At 67.0% G+C, this 18,751-nt stretch carries 23 protein-coding genes; 17 read left to right on the forward strand and 6 right to left on the reverse strand.

Features of this window, described 5'->3' with window-relative positions; all coding sequences use genetic code 11:
• Position 1: 1 nt before the first annotated feature.
• The 9 genes from C8J47_RS15555 (at position 2) to C8J47_RS15595 (ending at position 5,597) form a co-directional block, all read left to right on the forward strand.
• The gene (locus C8J47_RS15555; RefSeq protein WP_056053696.1) at positions 2–349 is read left to right on the forward strand and encodes a hypothetical protein; all 348 of its coding nucleotides are present in this window, start codon (positions 2–4) and stop codon (positions 347–349) included.
• Positions 346–1,329, forward strand: coding sequence for a bifunctional diaminohydroxyphosphoribosylaminopyrimidine deaminase/5-amino-6-(5-phosphoribosylamino)uracil reductase RibD (ribD, locus tag C8J47_RS15560; protein ID WP_121886525.1), 984 nt, complete (start codon positions 346–348; stop codon positions 1,327–1,329). The genes C8J47_RS15555 and ribD overlap by 4 nt, the downstream gene beginning before the upstream one ends.
• A complete protein-coding gene (locus C8J47_RS15565; protein ID WP_121886436.1) occupies positions 1,329–1,952 on the forward strand; it encodes a riboflavin synthase in 624 nt (207 codons plus the stop codon). Before ribD ends, C8J47_RS15565 begins: the two co-directional genes overlap by 1 nt.
• Positions 1,936–3,102 carry a 3,4-dihydroxy-2-butanone-4-phosphate synthase gene (gene ribB, locus C8J47_RS15570; RefSeq protein WP_121886437.1) on the forward strand — a complete coding sequence of 389 codons (1,167 nt, stop codon included), beginning with the start codon at positions 1,936–1,938 and terminating at the stop codon, positions 3,100–3,102. The genes C8J47_RS15565 and ribB overlap by 17 nt, the downstream gene beginning before the upstream one ends.
• Complete coding sequence (gene ribH / locus C8J47_RS15575; protein WP_121886438.1) at positions 3,102–3,524, forward strand: 6,7-dimethyl-8-ribityllumazine synthase; 423 nt, start codon at positions 3,102–3,104, stop codon at positions 3,522–3,524. Before ribB ends, ribH begins: the two co-directional genes overlap by 1 nt.
• Positions 3,521–4,066 carry a GNAT family N-acetyltransferase gene (locus tag C8J47_RS15580; protein ID WP_121886439.1) on the forward strand — a complete coding sequence of 182 codons (546 nt, stop codon included), beginning with the start codon at positions 3,521–3,523 and terminating at the stop codon, positions 4,064–4,066. The genes ribH and C8J47_RS15580 overlap by 4 nt, the downstream gene beginning before the upstream one ends.
• On the forward strand, positions 4,059–4,259 hold the full coding sequence (locus C8J47_RS15585) for a DUF4169 family protein (protein ID WP_121886440.1): 201 nt from the start codon (positions 4,059–4,061) through the stop codon (positions 4,257–4,259). The genes C8J47_RS15580 and C8J47_RS15585 overlap by 8 nt, the downstream gene beginning before the upstream one ends.
• Positions 4,260–4,358: 99 nt before the next feature.
• The gene (locus tag C8J47_RS15590; protein ID WP_121886441.1) at positions 4,359–5,174 is read left to right on the forward strand and encodes a DUF1206 domain-containing protein; all 816 of its coding nucleotides are present in this window, start codon (positions 4,359–4,361) and stop codon (positions 5,172–5,174) included.
• A gap of 48 nt (positions 5,175–5,222) precedes the next feature.
• Positions 5,223–5,597 (forward strand): hypothetical protein, encoded by a 375-nt coding sequence (locus tag C8J47_RS15595; RefSeq protein WP_056053716.1) that lies wholly within the window; start codon positions 5,223–5,225, stop codon positions 5,595–5,597.
• Positions 5,598–5,600: 3 nt separating this feature from the next.
• Here the strand turns inward: C8J47_RS15595 and C8J47_RS15600 are convergent, their stop codons facing one another.
• Together C8J47_RS15600 and C8J47_RS15605 are read right to left on the reverse strand one after the other, a co-directional pair.
• Positions 5,601–6,095: a hypothetical protein gene (locus C8J47_RS15600; protein WP_259467593.1), complete on the reverse strand. Its 495-nt coding sequence runs from the start codon at positions 6,093–6,095 to the stop codon at positions 5,601–5,603.
• Positions 6,096–6,358: 263 nt separating this feature from the next.
• Positions 6,359–7,447 carry an alkene reductase gene (locus C8J47_RS15605; RefSeq protein WP_121886443.1) on the reverse strand — a complete coding sequence of 363 codons (1,089 nt, stop codon included), beginning with the start codon at positions 7,445–7,447 and terminating at the stop codon, positions 6,359–6,361.
• A 51-nt stretch (positions 7,448–7,498) separates the two neighbouring features.
• Here C8J47_RS15605 and C8J47_RS15610 point away from each other — a divergent pair, with 51 nt between their 5' ends.
• The 6 genes from C8J47_RS15610 to C8J47_RS15635 all read left to right on the forward strand — a co-directional run bounded on the left by C8J47_RS15610 (position 7,499) and on the right by C8J47_RS15635 (position 13,690).
• On the forward strand, positions 7,499–8,497 hold the full coding sequence (locus C8J47_RS15610) for a DMT family transporter (protein ID WP_121886444.1): 999 nt from the start codon (positions 7,499–7,501) through the stop codon (positions 8,495–8,497).
• The gene (locus C8J47_RS15615; protein WP_121886445.1) at positions 8,494–9,147 is read left to right on the forward strand and encodes a COQ9 family protein; all 654 of its coding nucleotides are present in this window, start codon (positions 8,494–8,496) and stop codon (positions 9,145–9,147) included. Before C8J47_RS15610 ends, C8J47_RS15615 begins: the two co-directional genes overlap by 4 nt.
• Positions 9,148–9,384: 237 nt before the next feature.
• Positions 9,385–9,660 (forward strand): FeoA family protein, encoded by a 276-nt coding sequence (locus tag C8J47_RS15620; RefSeq protein WP_060526089.1) that lies wholly within the window; start codon positions 9,385–9,387, stop codon positions 9,658–9,660.
• Between the two features lie 9 nt (positions 9,661–9,669).
• The gene (locus C8J47_RS15625) at positions 9,670–11,544 is read left to right on the forward strand and encodes a ferrous iron transporter B (RefSeq protein WP_121886446.1); all 1,875 of its coding nucleotides are present in this window, start codon (positions 9,670–9,672) and stop codon (positions 11,542–11,544) included.
• 8 nt (positions 11,545–11,552) lie between these two features.
• The gene (gene ssb, locus C8J47_RS15630; RefSeq protein WP_056053734.1) at positions 11,553–12,152 is read left to right on the forward strand and encodes a single-stranded DNA-binding protein; all 600 of its coding nucleotides are present in this window, start codon (positions 11,553–11,555) and stop codon (positions 12,150–12,152) included.
• A 5-nt stretch (positions 12,153–12,157) separates the two neighbouring features.
• On the forward strand, positions 12,158–13,690 hold the full coding sequence (locus C8J47_RS15635) for a sensor histidine kinase (RefSeq protein WP_259467595.1): 1,533 nt from the start codon (positions 12,158–12,160) through the stop codon (positions 13,688–13,690).
• Here C8J47_RS15635 and C8J47_RS15640 read toward each other — a convergent pair.
• The 4 genes from C8J47_RS15640 to C8J47_RS15655 form a co-directional block, all read right to left on the reverse strand.
• Complete coding sequence (locus C8J47_RS15640; RefSeq protein WP_060526092.1) at positions 13,680–14,066, reverse strand: response regulator; 387 nt, start codon at positions 14,064–14,066, stop codon at positions 13,680–13,682. The two genes, C8J47_RS15635 and C8J47_RS15640, sit on opposite strands and share 11 nt — an antisense overlap.
• Before the next feature lie 87 nt (positions 14,067–14,153).
• Positions 14,154–14,759: a methionine biosynthesis protein MetW gene (metW, locus tag C8J47_RS15645; RefSeq protein WP_259467596.1), complete on the reverse strand. Its 606-nt coding sequence runs from the start codon at positions 14,757–14,759 to the stop codon at positions 14,154–14,156.
• Positions 14,756–15,190 (reverse strand): GNAT family N-acetyltransferase, encoded by a 435-nt coding sequence (locus C8J47_RS15650; protein WP_121886448.1) that lies wholly within the window; start codon positions 15,188–15,190, stop codon positions 14,756–14,758. The genes metW and C8J47_RS15650 overlap by 4 nt, the downstream gene beginning before the upstream one ends.
• Entirely contained in the window at positions 15,187–16,338 is a 1,152-nt protein-coding gene (locus C8J47_RS15655) for a homoserine O-acetyltransferase (RefSeq protein WP_107963528.1), read from the reverse strand. The genes C8J47_RS15650 and C8J47_RS15655 overlap by 4 nt, the downstream gene beginning before the upstream one ends.
• A gap of 373 nt (positions 16,339–16,711) precedes the next feature.
• Here C8J47_RS15655 and hisC point away from each other — a divergent pair, with 373 nt between their 5' ends.
• Together hisC and C8J47_RS15670 are read left to right on the forward strand one after the other, a co-directional pair.
• A complete protein-coding gene (gene hisC, locus C8J47_RS15665; protein ID WP_121886450.1) occupies positions 16,712–17,809 on the forward strand; it encodes a histidinol-phosphate transaminase in 1,098 nt (365 codons plus the stop codon).
• The gene (locus C8J47_RS15670) at positions 17,809–18,717 is read left to right on the forward strand and encodes a prephenate/arogenate dehydrogenase family protein (RefSeq protein WP_121886451.1); all 909 of its coding nucleotides are present in this window, start codon (positions 17,809–17,811) and stop codon (positions 18,715–18,717) included. Before hisC ends, C8J47_RS15670 begins: the two co-directional genes overlap by 1 nt.
• The last annotated feature ends 34 nt before the right edge of the window (positions 18,718–18,751 follow it).

Here is an 18,751-nt window from a genome sequence, read left to right on the forward strand (position 1 = left end):
CATGGGCTTTTTCAGTCGTTTCACGCCGATCGTCGCCTATCGCGACCTGCGGCTCTTTCTCAGCCAGCGCCGGCCGTACGAGCTCATCTTTCTCGTGGCGGCGCTCTGCGTCACCAGCTTCCTGATCTACGCGTTCATGAAGGATTCGTACGTCGAGAAGGAATACCGCCCGAAGATCATCTACGTCGAGCAATGGCCCGCGGATCGCACCGATGCGCAGATCATCGCGCAGCAGAAGATCGACGCGCCGATCAAGGCCAAGGCACTCGCCGAGCAAAAGGCGCGCGAGGACGCACAGCGCGCGTCGTTCAAGCGGCTGGACGACAAGCTGAAGGCCATGGGCATCTGACCCAGGCGGATACCCGCTGGATGGGCACCGCGCTGGCACTGGCCGAGCGCGGCAGAGGACGGACCGCGCCCAACCCCAATGTCGGCTGCGTGATCGTGCGCGAAGACCGCGTGGTCGGGCGCGGCTGGACGCAGGTCGGCGGACGTCCGCATGCCGAGGCGATGGCGCTGGCCGAAGCTGGTGCGAACGCGCGAGGGGCTACGGCCTACGTCACACTCGAACCCTGCGCGCATCAGTCCCCGCGTGGGCCAGCGTGCAGCGACTTGATGATCGAGGCGGACGTTGCGCGTGTCGTTGCCGCCCTCGGAGACCCCGACGCACGAACGGCAGGCCAGGGTTTTACCCGGCTGGAGGCCGCTGGCATTGCGGTGACGCGGGGTGTTCGTGCGAACGAGGCCCGCCGTTCGATGGCCGGCTTTCTCACCCGGCAGGCGCTCGGCCGTCCGCACGTCACCCTGAAGCTCGCGACATCGCTCGACGGCTGCATCGCGATGGCGGACGGGTCGAGTCGCTGGATCACCGGTCCGCAGGCGCGGATGCACGCGCATCTCGAGCGGAGTCGGCACGAGGCGATTCTCGTTGGCCGCGGTACGTATGACGCAGATTCACCGCGACTCGATGTGCGGTTGCCGGGTCTGGAAGACCGCGGACCGATGCGGGTGCTTTTATCTTCGACTGCCGAAGACGTGCCCGGTTGGACCGTCATCGCCGCTCCGCGCGATATCGCCACCCTCCCAAGCGTCGACCATATCCTCGTCGAGGGCGGCGCGGCCGTAGCGTCGGCGTTCCTCGCGGCCGAACTGGTCGACCGGCTCCTTCTCTACCGTGCGCCGATCCTGATCGGCGGCGGCAAGCCCGCACTCCGCGACATCGGCCTCACCGACCTGAGCGCAGCGCATGCTCGCTGGACGCCATTCGATGCGCGGCAACTTGGCATGGACCGGCTCGAGGTCTACGAGCGCGAACGAAACGAGGCATAATGTTCACCGGAATCATCACCGACATCGGCACGGTCGCGCGCGTGGAGTCGCCCGGCGACACGCGCATCGTCGTCCGCACCGCCTACGATACCGAGACCGTCGATCTCGGCGCGTCGATCTCGTGCTCCGGCGTCTGCCTGACCGTCGTCGACAAGGGCACCGATGCCCAGGGGGGCTGGTTCGCGGTCGACGTCTCGGGCGAGACGATCAGCCGCACCGCCAAGGATCAGTGGACCGAAGGACGCCAGTTCAACCTCGAACGCGCGATGAAACTCGGCGACGAACTCGGTGGCCATATCGTCACCGGCCATGTCGACGGCCTCGGCACCGTCGTGGCTGTGAGCGAGGACGGCGGATCGCACCGCGTCACGATCCGCGCCGGCGCGGATATCGCGCCGTTCATCGCCCCCAAGGGTTCGGTGACGGTCGACGGCGTATCGCTTACCGTCAACAGCGTCCGCGACGTCGACGGAGAGGTCGAATTCGGCCTAAACATCATCCCGCATACCTGGAGCGTCACCACGCTCGGAACGATCCACGTGGAACAATCGGTCAACATCGAGATCGACGTCCTCGCCCGTTACCTCCAAAGAATGGAGCATTACCGTGCCGCTGCCCGCTGAACGTTCGTCCGAATTGGCCCGTCTGAAGCATGGCTATCTCTCCAGCCCCGAAGAGATCATCGACGAGGCGCGCAACGGCCGGATGTTCATCCTGGTCGATGACGAGGATCGCGAGAACGAGGGCGACCTCGTCATCCCAGCGCAGATGGCGACCCCGGAGAAGATCAACTTCATGGCGAAGTTCGGTCGCGGCCTGATCTGCCTCGCGCTGACCAGGGAGCGGACCGAGGAGCTAGGGCTCGAGCTGATGAGCCGCAACAACGGCACGCGGCACGAGACTGCGTTCACCGTGTCGATCGAGGCGCTCGAAGGCGTCACGACCGGCATCTCGGCCGCCGATCGCGCGCGCACCATCGCGGTGGCGGTCGATGCGACCAAGGGCAAGCCGGACATCGTCACCCCCGGCCACGTCTTCCCGCTGGTTGCGCGCGACGGCGGCGTGCTCGTGCGCGCCGGTCATACCGAAGCGGCGGTCGACGTCGCGCGCCTCGCCGGGCTCAACCCCTCGGGCGTGATCTGCGAGATCATGAACGAGGACGGCACGATGGCGCGGATGGATGACCTCGTCACCTTCGCGCAGTTCCACAACGTCAAGATCGGCACGATCCGCGACCTGATCGCCTATCGCCGCCGCCACGATCACCTCGTCGAGAAGCGCGCCGAGGCCAAGTTCACCTCAGAATGGGGTGGCGACTGGAGCGCGTTGACGTTCTGGAACAAGGCGACCGGCACCGAGCAGGTCGCGCTGGTCAAAGGCAAGATCGACCCCGCCAAGCCGACACTGGTCCGCATGCACGCACTGTCGCCGTTCGCGGACATCTTCGGCGAATCGGGCGAACGCGGTCGCATTCTCGCGCGATCGATGCAGATGATCGCAGACGAAGGCGCGGGCGTGATCGTCGTGATCAACCGTCCGCGCAGCAACACCTTCACCTCCGCGGTCATGAAGAAGGCCGGCGCGGAGATCACCCCGGACATGGAGGAACTGCGCGACTACGGCGTCGGCGCGATGATCCTGACCGAACTCGGCGTCCACGACATGGTACTGATCACCAACACGCATCACACGCTGGTCGGCCTCGACGGCTATGGCCTGTCGATCGTCGGCGAGCGCCCGATCGCGTCCCTGAACACCGAAAAGAGCAACTGATGGCGCATCTCCTCATCGTCGAAGCCCGGTTCTACGATCACCTCAACGACCTGCTGGTCGAGGGTGCGAAGGCCGCGATCGAAGCCGCCGGCCACACCCACGAGACGATCACCGTGCCCGGCGCGCTCGAAGTCCCCGGCGCGATCGCGCTGGCGGCGGAGAGCGAGACGTTCGACGCCTATGTCGCGCTTGGCGTGGTGATCCGCGGCGAGACCTATCATTTCGAGATCGTCGCGGGCGAAAGCGCGCGCGGGATCATGCAGCTGACGATGGACGGGCTGTCGATCGGCAACGGCATCCTGACCACCGAGAACGAGGCGCAGGCCCTGACCCGCGCAAAGCCCACCGAAGGCGACAAGGGCGGCGGTGCGGCAAAGGCCGCGCTGGCGATGCTGGCGCTCAAGGACCGCTTCATCGCATGACCGCGCCGGTGCTCCTGACGGAGCGCCTGTTGCTCCGGCCCTTGGGACCGGAGGATGCCGAGGCGTGGTATGCGTTCCACGCCGATCCCGTGACGATGCGTCATCTCGGCGGCGTCCAGTCGCGCAGCGTCGCGTGGCGCGGTCTGTGCGCGATGGCGGGCTCGTGGAGCATTCGTGGCTTCTCGATGTTCGCGGTGACGCTGCGCGATACCGGCGAATGGATCGGCCGCGTCGGCCCGTGGCAGCCCGAAGACTGGCCGGGGACGGAGATTGGCTGGGGACTCGCATCGCAGTTCGCCGGTCGCGGGTTCGCGCGCGAGGCTGCGACGGCGACGATCGACTATGCGGTGGATGTGCTCGGCTGGACCGACATCATCCACACCATCGCGCCCGACAACGTGGAGTCGATCGCGCTCGCGCGGCGGCTCGGGTCGACCAACCGCGGCCGAACGACACTCCCCCCGCCGCTCGAAGCGCTGCCGGTGGACGATTGGGGTCAGAGCGCCGCCGACTGGCGGGCGCGGAGCGCAGGGCGTGGGTGACGTGATCAACCTGCGGCTAGTCCGGAAGCAACGCGCGCGAGACGAGGCTTTGGTCCGCGCGGATCAGAACCGCAGGCTGTTCGGGCGGACGGTTGCGGAGAAGGCGGCCGACGCGAGCGCGAAGGCTCGGATCGAGAAGACGCTCGACGGCGCACGGCGCGATGATCTCACGCCCGACACACCTATCACCTAGCATCACCCTTCCAATGATGAAGACGACGGCCCTCCCCTCACCCAACGCCGGAACGTCACGCTCCCCGCGCCGTTATGCCCCCGTAACAAAGGGGCTGTCATGATCTCGGATGCGAATGCGACATTGCTCGCCAAGCTCGGCTTTGCCGCGCGCGGCGTGGTGTACCTGCTGGTCGGGTGGTTCGCGGTCGATGCGGCACTCCGCGGTGGCAGGATCGCCGACAACCAGGGCGCGATCGGGTCGATCGCGGACGAGGCGTTCGGGCCGGTGCTACTCGCGATCGTCGCCGCCGGCCTGCTCGGCTACGCGATCTGGCGGCTGACCGAGGCGGCCGCGAATCCCGAGCAGATCGGTAGCGACGTCAAGGGCAGCCTCAAGCGGATCGGTCACGTCGTCAGCGGGATCGCGCACCTGATCCTAGCCTGGACCGCCGCGAAGCTCGCGATGAAGACCGGATCGCGCGACGCCGCCGTCTCGCCCGGCGACGAGAGCGCGCGCGACTGGACCGCGTTGCTGCTCGACCAGCCGGCCGGGCGCGTTCTGGTCGGCGCGGTCGCAGTCGGGATCCTCGTCGCGGCGTTCCAGCAGGCGCAAAAGGCGTGGCGCGGCGACTTCATCCACGACCTGCGCGGCGATGCGCCGGCCCCCGGTTACGTCTGCACGATGGGCCGGATCGGCTACGGCGCCCGCGCACTGGTGTTCCTGATCGTCGCGGGACTGTTCGCGCTCGCCGCCTGGACCGCGCATGCGAGCGACGCGGGCGGCGTGGCGGAGGCGTTGGAGCGGCTGCAATCGCAACCGGGCGGCACGTGGCTGCTCGCGCTGACCGGGATCGGGCTGGCGCTGTTCGGCGCCTACAGCCTGGTCGAGGCGCGATTCCGGCGGATCCACGTCGATCTTCCCGGTACCAACTAAAGTGAAAGATAACATATCGTTAAGGTACCGGCGTTACCGGAGATGAATATGTACACGATCACCTTCGACGTTCCGAGCAAGACGCTCACCATCGTCACCGAAGGGTTCTGGTCGGTTGCGACCACTGCGGCATTCTCCGCCGAGCTGCTCGCGCGCGGCACGGCTGCACGACTGTATCATGGCCGGTTCGTCGTGCTGGCCGACCTGCGCAAGGCGGCGATCCAGCCCTTGAAAGTCGTCGATGCGCTGGAGGCGATGATGCCCAAGGCGCTCAAAGTGACGTCGGCACCGATCGCGGCGGTGGTCGCGTCGCATTTGGCGAAGCTCCAGACCGAACGCTATCTGAAGGCGGAGAACTGCCGGACGTTCCTTGATATCGACGAGGCCAAGGCGTGGCTGGCCGGGGATCGTACCGCCACCTGACTCCTAGTCCTGTGAGGTCGTTTCCAGCAACGCCGCCTCGACCTCTTCGATCGTGATGCCGAACGCGCCGGCAAGCCCCGCCACCGACGCGCCGCGATCGGCGAGCGTGCGGATACGCGCGGTGTCGACGATGGTCTTGTAGCTACGGGTGTCGCGGTCGGTCTTGGATTCCGCGCCACTGCGCGCGAGCGCGCCCGAGCGGCGGCGTTTGGAAATCTTCAGTGCCTCGATATCGTTGGTCGGCGGTGCATCGAGCCGTGCCTTGATCCGCTGATCCTCCTCGATCCGACGCGTCTCGCGGGCGCGTTCGCGCTCCTGGGTCTGGAGATCACGCTGGGCGGCGCGCGACTCTGATCGTTGTTCGGACGCGGCAAGCCGCTCCTTCGCGCGCTGCTCGCGGCCGTTGGCACGCTCCTCCGCGCGCTTTGCGGCCCGGTCGGCGGTGCCGGGCATGAGCGGCCCTGTTCCCCTGCCGCCGCTCGGCCAGCCGTCGGTCATTAGATATCCTGTCGTCACCGGTGCGCCACCAGCGACGCGGAAGCGCGCTGCTAAGCGATGGCGGCGCGGGTGACTAGGCCGAGGATCACATTGAATGGCGAGCAACCAGCTTCGTCATGCCGGGCTTGTTCCGGCATCCACCCTTCCGCAAAATCGATGGGATCGATCGTGCGGAGCAGTGGGCACCGGAACAAGCCCGAGGTGACGGGGTGGTTTGGGCAATCCGGGCGGATCAACGCTCGATGTCGATCCGCCTTCACCGCTTACGCGTTGGCAGTCTCGAGCGCGGGGTAGTCGATATAGCCCTCGGGGCCTTGGCTATACCACGTCTTCGCGTCGTCCTTCGCCAGCGGTGCGCCGGCACGCAGGCGCTCGGGCAGGTCGGGGTTGGCGATGAACGTGCGGCCGAAGGTGATCGCGTCGGCATTGCCCGAATCGAGCTCGGCCTGCGCCTCCTCGACCGTCGTGTAGTCCGAGTTGACGATCAGCACGCCCTTGAAGACTTTCCGGATCGCCGGGCTGAGCTTCGGCACGTCGGTCTTGCCGAACGTACCATCGGGGCCGGGCTCGCGCAGTTCGAGGAACGCGATGCCGAGATCGGACAGCGCCTTGGCAGCGGCAGTGAACAGCGCCTCGGGGTTGCTGTCGTCGACACCCTGCGAATCGCCGTTGGGCGACAGGCGGACGCTGACACGGTCAGCCCCTGCGACCGAGATCACGCGCTCGGCGACTTCGCGGAGCAGGCGGACGCGGTTCTCGATCGAGCCACCATATTCGTCGGTGCGGAAATTGGCGTTGTCGCGCAGGAACTGGTCGATCAGATAGCCATTGGCTGCGTGGATCTGCACGCCGTCAAAGCCGGCCGCGAGTGCGTTCTTGGTCGCCAGCTCGTAATCGTTCAGCAGGCGCGGAATCTCGTTGGTCTCGAGCGGACGTGCGACCTCGAAGTCCTTCTTGCCCTCGAACGTGTGCGCCTGGCCTTCGGTCGCGGTTGCCGACGACGACACGGGCTGCGTCTCGTACACCGACGAATGACCCTGGCGACCCATGTGCCACAGCTGCGCGACGATCCGGCCGCCAGCGGCATGCACCGAGTCGGTGACGGGCTTCCAGGCGGCGACCTGCGCATCGGTCCACAGACCCGGCGCGAACGGCCAGCCGAGACCTTCGCGGCTGATGCCGGTGGCTTCCGAGATGATCAGGCCGGCGCTCGCACGCTGCGTGTAATATTCGACCATGATGTCGGTCGGCACCGCATCCCTGTCGGCACGCCCGCGGGTGAGCGGCGCCATGATGATGCGGTTCGGCGCGTCGACGGCACCAAGGGTAATCGGATCGAAAAGGCTAGGCATGGGGGCTCCTTATTGGCCTGACGGGCGGAAGATAGGAGGCTACAGCGCGGCATGCATCGCCCCGACCCGCAAAGATTATCTAGCGTGCCCGATACGCCGCACGGTTTGACGCCGGTTGCGCAAAGTGTTGCCGCGCCGGGACTTATCGCCTTTGCGGCGCTTCTGGTGGCGAACGTCGCGCTGGCGTTCGGGCCGTGGTTCGTGCGCGCGACCGAGGTCGGGCCGGTGGCTGCGGGGTTCTGGCGGCTGACGCTGGCGGTACCGTTCCTGATCGTGCTCGCGGTCCAGCAGGGCGCGCGACCGATGCGGCTCGGGTGGAAATTGTGGGCGGGGCTGCTCGCGGGCGGGGTGTGCTTCGCGGCCGATCTCGGCACGTGGCATCTCGGCATCCTGCGCACGACGCTCGCCAACGCGACGCTGTTCGGCAATGTCGCGACGCTGATCTTCCCGATCTACGGGTTCCTGATCGCCCGCAGTTGGCCGACGCGAACGCAAGGGTTCGCGCTCGCATTGGCGGCGGCGGGCGGCGCGTTGCTGCTCGGGCGGTCGTATCAGCTCGATGCGAAGAACCTGGCGGGCGATCTGTTCTGCCTGCTCGCGGGGCTGCTCTACACGATCTATTTCGTCCTGATGGCGCGAGCACGGGCGACGCTGGCGCCGATGTCCGCGCTGACGCTGGCGACGCTGGCGGGGATCGTGCCGATGCTCGTATTCGCGCTGGCGATGGGCGAGCGCGTGCTGCCCGCGCATTGGGGGCCGCTGATCGGGCTTGCCCTTTGCAGCCAGGTGCTCGGGCAAGGGCTGATGATCTATGCGCTCGGGCGGTTCACGCCGCTGGTGATCGGCATCGCGTTGCTGATCCAGCCGGTGGTGGCCGGCGTGGTCGGCTGGCTGGTGTACGGCGAGCGGCTCGGCGCGGCGGATCTGGTCGGTGTCGTGATGGTGGCGGTCGCGCTGGTGCTCGTCCGCCGAGGACCTCCCCCGGAAGTGTCGCCACCCCTTGAAGACACGCTTGATACGCCTGATTTTGAACGGCAGGAGACGGTATGACCCAGGACCTTACGCTTGACGAAATCCGCGCAAAGCTCGCCCCCGGCATTGCTGCCAACGCGGCGTTCGACGGCTGGAGCGACGCCGCGCGCGACATGGCCGCGCAGGCCGAGGGAATCGACACCGACATCGCCGCGCTCGCGTTCAAGGACGGTCCGGTCGACATGATCGACGCGTGGTTCGCGCATATCGATGGCGTGATGCTGACCACGGTCCCGCCCGAGCGGCTCGCGCTGATGAAGGTCCGCGAAAAGATCACCGCGCTGGTCGAGGCGCGGCTCGACGCGACGTCGATCGATCGCGAGTCGCTGCGGCGCGCGCTGGCGATCCTCGCGCTCCCGCAAAATCTGGCGAAGGCGACGCGGCTCGGCTGGCGGACGGTCGACACGATCTGGCGCGCGGCCGGCGACGTCGCGACCGACTATAATTACTACACCAAGCGGACCATCCTGCTCGGCGTGTATGCGTCGACGATCACGGTGTTTCTCGACGACGAGAGCGAAGGCCTCGCCGACACCCGCGCGTTCCTCGGTCGTCGCATCGACGGGATCATGCAGTTCGAGAAGGCCAAGGCCGGGTTTCTCAAGCGCACTGAGCACGGTTTCAGCCTGTCGCGATTCGTCGGCCGCTTGCGCTATCCGACTGCCTGATCGGGCCGCGTCTCACTGCATTTGCCGTCATCCCCGCGGAGGCGGGGACCCATAAACTCGAACGTCGGCGAGCGGGTCGTGAGGCTTGCCAGTATGGGTTCCCGCCTGCGCGGGAATGACGATTGGGTGTTGCTTGAGCTTGGTCATGCACTTTTCGTCAGGATGACGGAGCGTTATCGGTCAGTTGATCGGCTTTGGGCTTCCCTTCCCCGGGCGTTACTGATAATCAGTCGCATCATGGACACTCGCCCCGATCGTTCCGTCAGCCTCGAAACGCTGCCTCGCAAGCAGCATGCGATCGTCGCCGCGATCGAATGGGCGCGGCTCGCGGGGCCTGAGGCGCGTCGCCTCCGCGAACTGGGCTTCGACGAAGGTGTCGATGTCGAGGTGCTGCACCGCGCGACGTTGGGCCAAGGCCCGATCGCCTGCCGGATCGGTCGCATGACCGTCGCGCTCCGCCGTGCGGTCGCCGGCGCGATCCATGTCTCTCCGATGCCTGCCGCGGCCGAATAATCCTTTAAAATGAACGCAGCACCGCTGGTTGCGCTGGTCGGCAATCCCAATGCCGGCAAGAGCGCGCTGTTCAATGCGCTGACGGGTGCGCGCCAGAAGGTCGGCAATTATCCCGGCGTCACGGTCGAGCGGAAGGTCGGGCGGCTGATGCTCGACGACGGCCGGCCCGTAGAGTTGGTCGACCTGCCCGGGGCATACAGTCTCGAACCCTCCTCCCCCGACGAGCGCGTCACGCGCGACGTCGTCACCGGCACGCAGGACGGCGAGCGCCTTCCCGACGCCCTGGTCGTCGTCGTCGATGCCGCCAATCTCGACAACCATCTCCGCTTCACGCTCCAGCTGATCGCGCTCGGCCTGCCGGTCGTGGTCGCGCTCAACATGGTCGATCTCGCCGAGCGCGACGGGCTGAAGCTCGATCCCAAGGTGCTCGAGCGCGAACTCGGCGTGCCGGTGATCCCGACCGTCGCGGTGCGCAAGCGCGGCCTCGACGAGTTGAAGGCCGCGCTCTCAAGCATCGTCGTCAACGGCCCGATGCGCCTCCGCAAATCCGACGGAAGCGTGCAGGACGACATCGTCACGCTCCAGCGCCGCGCGCGCCAGATCGCCACGTCCGCGACCGTATCCGAGACGCAGGTCCGTCGCTGGACGCACATGCTCGACGCGGTCGCGCTGCACCCGGTCGCCGGACCGATCCTGTTGCTCGCGATCATGTTCCTGATGTTCCAGGCGGTGTTCAGCTGGGCACAGCCGTTCATGGACGCGATCGATGCGGGCTTCACCGCGTTGCAGGGGTTCCTGACCGCCGAACTGCCGGATTCGCTGCTCCGCTCGCTGCTTGTCGACGGCGTGATCGCCGGTGTCGGTGCGGTGATCGTATTCCTGCCGCAGATCCTGATCCTGTTCCTCTTCATCCTCGTCCTCGAAGCCAGCGGCTACATGGTCCGCGCGGCGTTCCTGATGGACCGCGTGATGGCGAGCGTCGGGCTGTCGGGCCGCGCGTTCATCCCTTTGCTATCGAGCTTCGCCTGCGCGATTCCGGGCATCATGGCGACGCGGACGATCGACGACGAGAAGGACCGGCTGACCACGATCCTGATCGCGCCGCTGATGACGTGCTCTGCGCGCCTTCCGGTCTACACGCTGATCATCGGCGCGTTCATCCCCAATACGCAGGTGCTGCCGTTCGTCGGGTTGCAGGGCCTCGTCATGCTCGGCCTGTACGTGATGGGCATCGCCGGTGCGTTCGTCGCCGCGCTGGTGCTGCGCCGGACGGTGACCAAGGGCGTGTCGTCGGGCTTCATGATGGAGATGCCGAAATACCAGTGGCCGCAGTGGCGCGACGTCGCCATCGGGCTTTGGAGTCGCGCGCAGATCTTCCTGAAGCGCGCCGGCGGGATCATCCTGACCTCGACGATCATCCTGTGGGTGCTGCTGAGCTTTCCCAAGCCACCCGAGCAGCCCGCCGGCGCGCCGAAGATCTCCGCGGTCGATTATTCGGTCGCCGGTCGTATCGCCAACGGCATTGCCCCTGTATTCGCGCCGATCGGCTTCAACCGCGACATCGTCCTCGCGCTGATCCCGGCTATGGCCGCGCGCGAAGTCGCCGTCGCGGCGATCGGTACGGTCTATGCGATCGACGATCCGGCCAGCAACCAGGGCGGCAAGGCGATGATCGAGAACCTCCGCGGCCGCTGGAGCCTGCCGACCGCACTCGCCTTCCTGATGTGGTTCGTGTTCGCGCCGCAGTGCATTTCGACGATCGCCGTCACGCGTCGCGAGACCAATGGGTGGAAATGGCCCGCCTTCATGGTTGGCTATTTGTTCGCCGCCGCCTACATCATGGCTGGCATTACATACTGGCTGGCGGTGTTCGCCGGCCTCTGAGGGGCATCATGGCAGGCAGCGTCAACAAGGTCATCATCGTCGGCAATCTGGGTCGCGACCCGGAGAGCAAGGCGTTCCAGAACGGCGGCAAGGTCGTCAACCTGCGTATCGCGACATCCGAGTCCTGGAAGGACAAGATGTCGGGCGAGCGCAAGGAAAAGACCGAATGGCATTCGGTCGCGATCTTCAACGAAGGTCTCGCGAACGTCGCCGAGAAGTATCTCCGCAAGGGCTCGAAGGTCTATATCGAGGGCGCGCTCCAGACCCGGAAGTGGCAGGACGCGCAGGGCCAGGACAAGTATTCGACCGAGATCGTGCTGCAGGGCTTCAACAGCGTGCTGACGATGCTCGACGGTCCGAATGGCGGCGCAGGCGGGGGTGCAGGCGGCGGCGGTGGTAGCCGCGGCGGTGGCGACGACTGGGCCGGCGGTGGTGGCGGCAACGACTTCGGCGGTGGTTCGTCGGGCGGCGGCGGCGGTTACGGCGGCGGCGGTGGTCGTGGCGGCAGCGCACCCTCGGGTGGCGGTAGCGGTGGCGGCGCACGCGGCGGCAGCTTCGGCCAGACCGGTGGCTTCTCGGACGATCTCGACGACGACGTGCCGTTCTGATCTCCGTGACGACGCTGGATTCCGTCCCCGCGACCGCCGTGTTCGACGAGGCCGAGCGCTCGCGTGTCATCGCGGCGTACGACGTCGCGGGCGCGCGTGCGAAGGGCCAGCTAGACGACATCGTGGCGTTCGCTGCCGAGTTGTGCGCCGCGCCGGTCGCGTTGCTGAGCCTCGTCGAGGACGAGTATCAGCGCTTCCTGTCGCGCACCGGCACCGACCTCGAGCAGACGCCGCGCAGCATGTCGTTCTGCGCGCACGCCATGCATCATCACGAGGTGATGGAGGTGGCGGATACGCTGGAGGACCCGCGCTTCGTCGACAACGCGCTGGTGACCGGGCCGCCCTATGTGCGGTTCTACGCGGGTGCGCCGCTGGTCTCCAGCGAAGGCGTGCCGCTGGGTGCGCTCTGCGTGCTGGCACCCCGTCCGCGCGAGGGGCTCACCCGGTTCCAGCGCGACGGCATGACGCTGTTGGCGAAGGCGGCGATGGGGCGGCTCGACGATCGTCGGTCGGCGCGCGAGCAGGCGATGGCCGACGCCGAGGCGCGCCGTACGTTGGAGGCGAGCGACCTGAAGTTCCGCACGCTCGCGGACACGATGCCGCAGATGGTGTGGTCGACGCTGCCCGACGGCTTCCACGACTATTTCAACGCGCGCTGGTACGAGTTCACCGGCACGCCCGTGGGGACGACCGACGGCGAAGGCTGGAACGACATGTTCCACCCCGAGGACCAGGATCGCGCCTGGGCGGTCTGGCGCCAGTCGCTCGACTCCGGCGAGCCGTACAATATCGAATACCGGCTGCGACATTTCGACGGCACGTATCGCTGGGTGCTCGGCCGCGCGCTGCCGGTGCGTGACGAAAGCGGCGCGATCCAGCGCTGGTTCGGGACGTGCACCGACATCCACGAACAGAAGCTCGCCTATGAGGAGCGCGAGATCATCAGCCAGGAGCTGAGCCACCGCATCAAGAACATCTTCGCGGTGATCGCCGGGCTGATCGCGTTTTCCGCGCGGGGGAAGCCCGAGTTCATGGGGATCGCGACCGACCTGCGTCACCGCATCAACGCGCTCGGCCGCGCGCATGATTTCGTCCGCCCGCATAGTGCCAACTCGCGTCCGGCCGCCGCGCAGAACAGCCTGCACGGGCTGTTGCAGGAATTGTTCGAGCCGTATCAGCGGATCGACGGCGCACGCCTCAGCGTCACCGGCGACGACGTGACGATCGACGATCGCTCCGCCACGCCGCTCGCCCTGCTGTTCCACGAGCTTGCCACCAATGCGACCAAGTACGGCGCGCTCGCGACCGAGCTCGGCACGGTCCGGATTACGATTGCAGCGAACGATGATTCGGTAACGTTGCATTGGCGGGAAGTGGGCGGCCCGGCTGTGACCAAGCCGACTATGCCTGCCGGCTTCGGCACGCAGCTGATCGAAATGAGCGCCGTGCGTCAGCTGGGCGGCACGGTGAACCGGATCTGGAACGACACCGGCCTGGTCGTCGAACTGACTATTCCGAAGCCTGCGTTCAGCCGCTGACGACCCGGATCACGTCGTCGTGGGCGATCGCCTCTTCCTCGCACGCTAACGCCGCTGCAGCCAGGATCGCCGCGTCGCTGAACGGCTTGCGGATATAGCCGAGGCATTCCGCATCGCCGATCTGCGACGGGTTGGCGGTTACGAACACGACCTTGACGCCGTACTCCCGCGCCATCCGCCTGGCGATTTCCGGCCCGGTCGGTCCGTCGCGCAGATTGATGTCGACGAACGCGAAGCTGCATCCTGGGGCCGCCGCGATCGCGCTGTCGCGATCGGCCGCAATTCCCGCCACATCGTATCCGGCATCGACGAGGATTCTCTCAAGGTCGAGCGCGACGAATATCTCGTCTTCGACAATGAGGGCGGTCTTGGTCATCGGCGGAGTAACCAGCCGCCCGACGATCGGTTCCGCTGCGATACTGATCTGAATCAGCATTCAGACACAAATTGTATATTTTTCTTACTATCTTCCGCGTCGCAGCAGGAAGACGGCGTGTTCCGCGAACAGGTTGGCCGCCGCCGCGCCGGTACGCTTGTCGCCCGACAGGAACCACGCATCCTCGACAACGATCCCGCGCGCTTTCACGAAGGCGCGAAAATCATCGATCGTGACGTGGTGGATGTTCGGAGTGTCGTACCAGCGTTCGGGCAATTGCCGCGTCACTGGCATGCGGCCGCCCCACAGAAGCGACCCCCTCACGCGCCAGTGCGCGAAATTGGGGAAGCTGACGAACGCCTGCCGACCGATCCGCAGCAGATGATCCAGCACCAGATCGGGCGCACGCGCGGTCTGCAACGTCTGACTGAGGATCGCGTAATCGAAGCTCGCGTCGGGATAGCCGGCGAGGTCGATATCCGCATCGCCCTGGATCACCGACAGACCGCGCGCGACCGCGGAGGCGACGTTGCGCGCGTCGATCTCCAAGCCACGCACATCGACGTCGCGGGTGTCGCGCAACGCCGCCATCAACGCGCCGTCGCCGCAGCCGATATCGAGCACGCGGCTGCCTTGCGCGACGTTTTCGGCGATGACCGCGAGGTCGGTACGCAATGTCACAGGGGGCGTCATGGCGCGCTCCGCAATTGCTCGGCGAGGCCCGGCGCGAGGCGTTCCATGTAGCGATCGGCGCGGACCAGCGGATGGAAGCCGAGCCCCGCATAGACGCCGTGCGCATCGGCGGTGACGAGGCCGATCCGCCGCAGCCCGGCGAACGAGGGGTGATCGAGGAACCAGCGCACCATCCGACGCCCGAGCCCCTGTCCCCGCACGGCCTCGTCGACCCAGACGTCGGCGAGCCACGCGAAGGTCGCGTGATCGGTGATCATCCGCGCGAACCCGACCTGCTGCTCGTTCTCGTACGCGCCGAGACAATGCGACCCGGCGATCGCGCGTTCGACCAGCGTGCGCTCGATCCCGGGCGACCAGTAACTGCTCACCAGCCAGCCGTGGATGCGGTCGACCTGCAACTTGCCTACGTCGTCGGACAGGATGATCGTCATCGGCCGGCCCTCAGGAAGCCGTCGACGACCCGGTTTAGATCGGGCGCTTCGAGCAGGAACGCGTCATGGCCATACGGGCTCGACAGTTCGACGAAGCTGACCGGCGCGCCGGCAGCGTTCAGCGCCTGGACGATCGCGCGTGATTCGGCGGTGGGGTAGAGCCAGTCGGTGTCGAAGCTGACGAGGCAGAACCGCGATTTGGTCGCGCGGAAGGCGTTGGCGAGCAGCCCGCCATGCTCCTCCGCGAGATCGAAATAATCCATCGCGCGCGTGATGTAGAGGTACGAGTTCGCGTCGAACCGGTCGGTGAAGGCGAGCCCCTGGTGGCGCAGATAGCTCTCGACCTGAAAATCGGCGTCGAACCCGAACGATTTCGCGTCGCGCGCCTGGAGCCGCCGCCCGAACTTCTCGGTCAGCCCCGCTTCCGACAGATACGTGATGTGCGCCGCCATCCGCGCGACCGCGAGACCCGCGGTCGGCGCGGCGTCGTCGTGATACTCGCCGCCACGCCAGTTCGGATCGGCCATCACCGCCTGCCGCCCGACCTCGTGGAACGCGATGTTCTGCGCCGTATGCCGCGCGGTCGACGCGATCACGACGCACGCCTTCACGCGGTCGGGGAAGGTCGCGGGCCAGCTCAGCGCCTGCATCCCGCCCATCGATCCGCCGACCACCGCGTGGAGCACGCCGACGCCGAGATGATCGAGCAGCATCGCCTGCGCACGCACCATGTCGCGGATCGTGATGACCGGAAAACTCATCGCCCACGGCCGTCCGGTTGCGGGATTGATTGTCGCCGGCCCCGACGTCCCCATGCAACTGCCGAGCACATTCGCGCAGACGACGAAGTGCCGCGCGGGATCGATCGGCTTCCCCTCGCCGACCATCCGCGTCCACCAGCCGGGCTTGCCGGTGCGCGGATGGTGCGAGGCGACGTGCTGGTCGCCGGTCAGCGCGTGGCAAATGAGGATGGCGTTCGACGCATCGGCGTTGAGCGTCCCGTAGGTCTCGTAGGCGATGTCGACCGGCGACAGCAGCACGCCACCGTCAAGCCGCAGCGGCCCCGGCAACGTGACGCGCCGCGCAAGGCCGAAGCGCTGGTCGGTGTCGTGGCCGGTCCCGGGGTCGATGGCAGGCGTGTCGAGCATGCCGCGCGCTACCATAGGCTACCGCCGTAATGCCAGCGCCGCATCCTCGATCCTCCCCCGCCAGGGGGAGGTGGCTGGCCCTTGCCAGACGGAGGGGGAGGTAAGCGACCACATAGGTTCCTCCCCCCCCTCCGACGCCTACGTCTGCGACGCCCGACTGTCGGGCGCGGACAGTCCGAACCACACCGTCATCCTGACGAAAGTCAGGACCCAGGGTAACGAGCGGTGACATCCGTGGCTCTGGGTCCTGACTTTCGTCAGGATGACGCTGGACGGGCGGGATACCGATCCTTGCAAGCGGCCCCACACCCCCACGCACAAAGATTGCCACCGCGCCACCGCGCCCGCTATGTCCCGCGCCATGACAAACATCATGCCCGCACCCGCGCCGAAGCCCTGGATCCTGGGGATCGCGCCGTACACGCCCGGTCGCTCGACGACCGACGATGGCCGCACGGTGATCAAGCTGTCGTCGAACGAGAACCCGCTCGGCACCAGCCCCGCCGCGAAGGCCGCATTCGATGCCGCGGACCGGACGTTGGAACGCTATCCCGACGCGGGCGCGGCGGAACTGCGCGAGGCGCTGGCGGCGCATTACGACCTCGATCCGGCACGCGTGATCTACGGCACCGGCTCCGATGAGATCCTGCATCTGGTCGCGGGCGCCTATGCGGGCCCCGGCGACGAGATCATTCACGTCCGCTACGGTTTCGCGGTCTACGAAATCGCCACGCGCCGCGTCGGTGCCGAGCCGGTGATCGTCGACGACCGCGACTATGCGACCGACGTCGACGCGATCCTCGCCGCCGTCACCGAACGCACCCGCGTCGTGTTCGTCGCCAACCCGAACAACCCGACTGGCACGTTCACGCCGCGCGCGGAAATCGCGCGGTTGCATGCCGGGCTGCCGAAGTCGGTGCTGCTCGTGCTCGACCAGGCCTATGCCGAATATCTGTCGCCCGAGGAGGACGATGCCGGCCTCGCGCTGGCGATGACCGAGGCGAACGTGCTCGTCACGCGGACCTTCTCGAAGATCCACGGCCTCGCCGCCGAGCGGATCGGCTGGGGCTATGCCTGCGCGCCGATCATCGACGCGATGCACCGCATCCGTGCGCCGTTCAACGTCACCACCGCAGGCCAAGCGGCGGCAGTCGCCGCGATCGGCGACACCGGTTTCGTCGACGCGACGCGCGCGCATAACGACACGTGGCGCGGCTGGTTCGTCGAGCAGATCGGGCAGATGGGCAATGCCGGTTTGCGTACGGTGCCGTCGAAGGCGAACTTCGTGCTAGTATTGTTCGAGGGCACGCTGACCGCCGACGCCGCGTATCACGGGCTCATGGACGCGGGCTACATCGTCCGCTGGCTGCCGGGCCAAGGCTTGCCCAACGCACTGCGCATCACGATCGGCACCGAGGCGGAAACGCGCGGCGTCACCGCGGCGCTGCGCAACCTGGTCGAAGCCGCCTGATGCTCCCGTTCGCGCGCGTCACGATCATCGGGCTGGGACTGATCGGCTCGTCGATAGCGCGCGCGGTGCAGGCGACGATGCCGACCGTCCGCGTCACCGGCTATGATGCAGACGCGACCGTGCGCGAAGCCGCGGACCGGCTGCAATTCTGCGACGACGTTGCGGGCTCGGCGGGGGCGGCGGTGATCGATGCCGACCTCGTGATCCTGTGCGTGCCCGTCGGGATCATGGGTGAGGTCGCCGCCGAGTTCGCGACCGAACTGCCGGCGGATGCGATCGTCAGCGACGTCGGCAGCTGCAAGGCCGAGATCGTCCGCGCGCTGACCGAGGCATTGCCAAACGCGACGGTCGTCCCCGCGCACCCGGTCGCGGGCACCGAGCGAAGCGGCCCGGAGGCTGGCTTCGCGACGCTGTTCCGCCATCGCTGGTGCATCGTCACGCCCCCCGAGGGCGCCGACCCGGTCGCGGTCGAGCGAGTCTCCGAATTCTGGCGCAGGCTCGGCGCGCAGGTCGAGACGATGGCCCCCGAGCATCACGACCGCGTGCTCGCCGTCACCAGCCATCTGCCGCATCTGATCGCCTACACGATCGTCGGCACCGCGGGCGATCTGGAGGAAGTGACGCAGTCGGAGGTCATCAAATACTCGGCCGGCGGGTTCCGCGATTTCACGCGGATCGCGGCGTCGGACCCGACGATGTGGCGCGATATCTTCCTCAACAACCGCGAGGCGGTGCTGGAGATGTTGCAGCGATTCTCGGAAGATCTGAGCCATCTCCAGCGCGCGATCCGCTGGGGCGATGGCGATGCGCTGTTCGACCTGTTCACGCGGACTCGGGCGATCCGGCGGAGCATCGTCGAGCAGGGCCAGGACGACGACGTCCAGGATTTCGGGCGTACGCACGGCTGAGACCCCCTCCGTTCTACTTAAACGGTACCACCCC

This window comes from Sphingomonas sp. PP-F2F-G114-C0414 (assembly GCF_003688595.1).
GTDB lineage: Bacteria > Pseudomonadota > Alphaproteobacteria > Sphingomonadales > Sphingomonadaceae > Sphingomonas.

Coding starts and splice junctions, on each gene's coding strand:
- C8J47_RS15555 (WP_056053696.1), top strand. CDS start 2: ATGGGCTTTTTCAGTCGTTTCACGCCGATCGTCGCCTATCGCGACCTG.
- C8J47_RS15565 (WP_121886436.1), top strand. CDS start 1,329: ATGTTCACCGGAATCATCACCGACATCGGCACGGTCGCGCGCGTGGAG.
- ribH (WP_121886438.1), top strand. CDS start 3,102: ATGGCGCATCTCCTCATCGTCGAAGCCCGGTTCTACGATCACCTCAAC.
- C8J47_RS15580 (WP_121886439.1), top strand. CDS start 3,521: ATGACCGCGCCGGTGCTCCTGACGGAGCGCCTGTTGCTCCGGCCCTTG.
- C8J47_RS15590 (WP_121886441.1), top strand. CDS start 4,359: ATGATCTCGGATGCGAATGCGACATTGCTCGCCAAGCTCGGCTTTGCC.
- C8J47_RS15595 (WP_056053716.1), top strand. CDS start 5,223: ATGTACACGATCACCTTCGACGTTCCGAGCAAGACGCTCACCATCGTC.
- C8J47_RS15600 (WP_259467593.1), bottom strand. CDS start 6,095: ATGACCGACGGCTGGCCGAGCGGCGGCAGGGGAACAGGGCCGCTCATG.
- C8J47_RS15605 (WP_121886443.1), bottom strand. CDS start 7,447: ATGCCTAGCCTTTTCGATCCGATTACCCTTGGTGCCGTCGACGCGCCG.
- C8J47_RS15610 (WP_121886444.1), top strand. CDS start 7,499: ATGCATCGCCCCGACCCGCAAAGATTATCTAGCGTGCCCGATACGCCG.
- C8J47_RS15615 (WP_121886445.1), top strand. CDS start 8,494: ATGACCCAGGACCTTACGCTTGACGAAATCCGCGCAAAGCTCGCCCCC.
- C8J47_RS15620 (WP_060526089.1), top strand. CDS start 9,385: ATGGACACTCGCCCCGATCGTTCCGTCAGCCTCGAAACGCTGCCTCGC.
- C8J47_RS15625 (WP_121886446.1), top strand. CDS start 9,670: ATGAACGCAGCACCGCTGGTTGCGCTGGTCGGCAATCCCAATGCCGGC.
- ssb (WP_056053734.1), top strand. CDS start 11,553: ATGGCAGGCAGCGTCAACAAGGTCATCATCGTCGGCAATCTGGGTCGC.
- C8J47_RS15640 (WP_060526092.1), bottom strand. CDS start 14,066: ATGACCAAGACCGCCCTCATTGTCGAAGACGAGATATTCGTCGCGCTC.
- metW (WP_259467596.1), bottom strand. CDS start 14,759: ATGACGCCCCCTGTGACATTGCGTACCGACCTCGCGGTCATCGCCGAA.
- C8J47_RS15650 (WP_121886448.1), bottom strand. CDS start 15,190: ATGACGATCATCCTGTCCGACGACGTAGGCAAGTTGCAGGTCGACCGC.
- C8J47_RS15655 (WP_107963528.1), bottom strand. CDS start 16,338: ATGCTCGACACGCCTGCCATCGACCCCGGGACCGGCCACGACACCGAC.
- hisC (WP_121886450.1), top strand. CDS start 16,712: ATGCCCGCACCCGCGCCGAAGCCCTGGATCCTGGGGATCGCGCCGTAC.
- C8J47_RS15670 (WP_121886451.1), top strand. CDS start 17,809: ATGCTCCCGTTCGCGCGCGTCACGATCATCGGGCTGGGACTGATCGGC.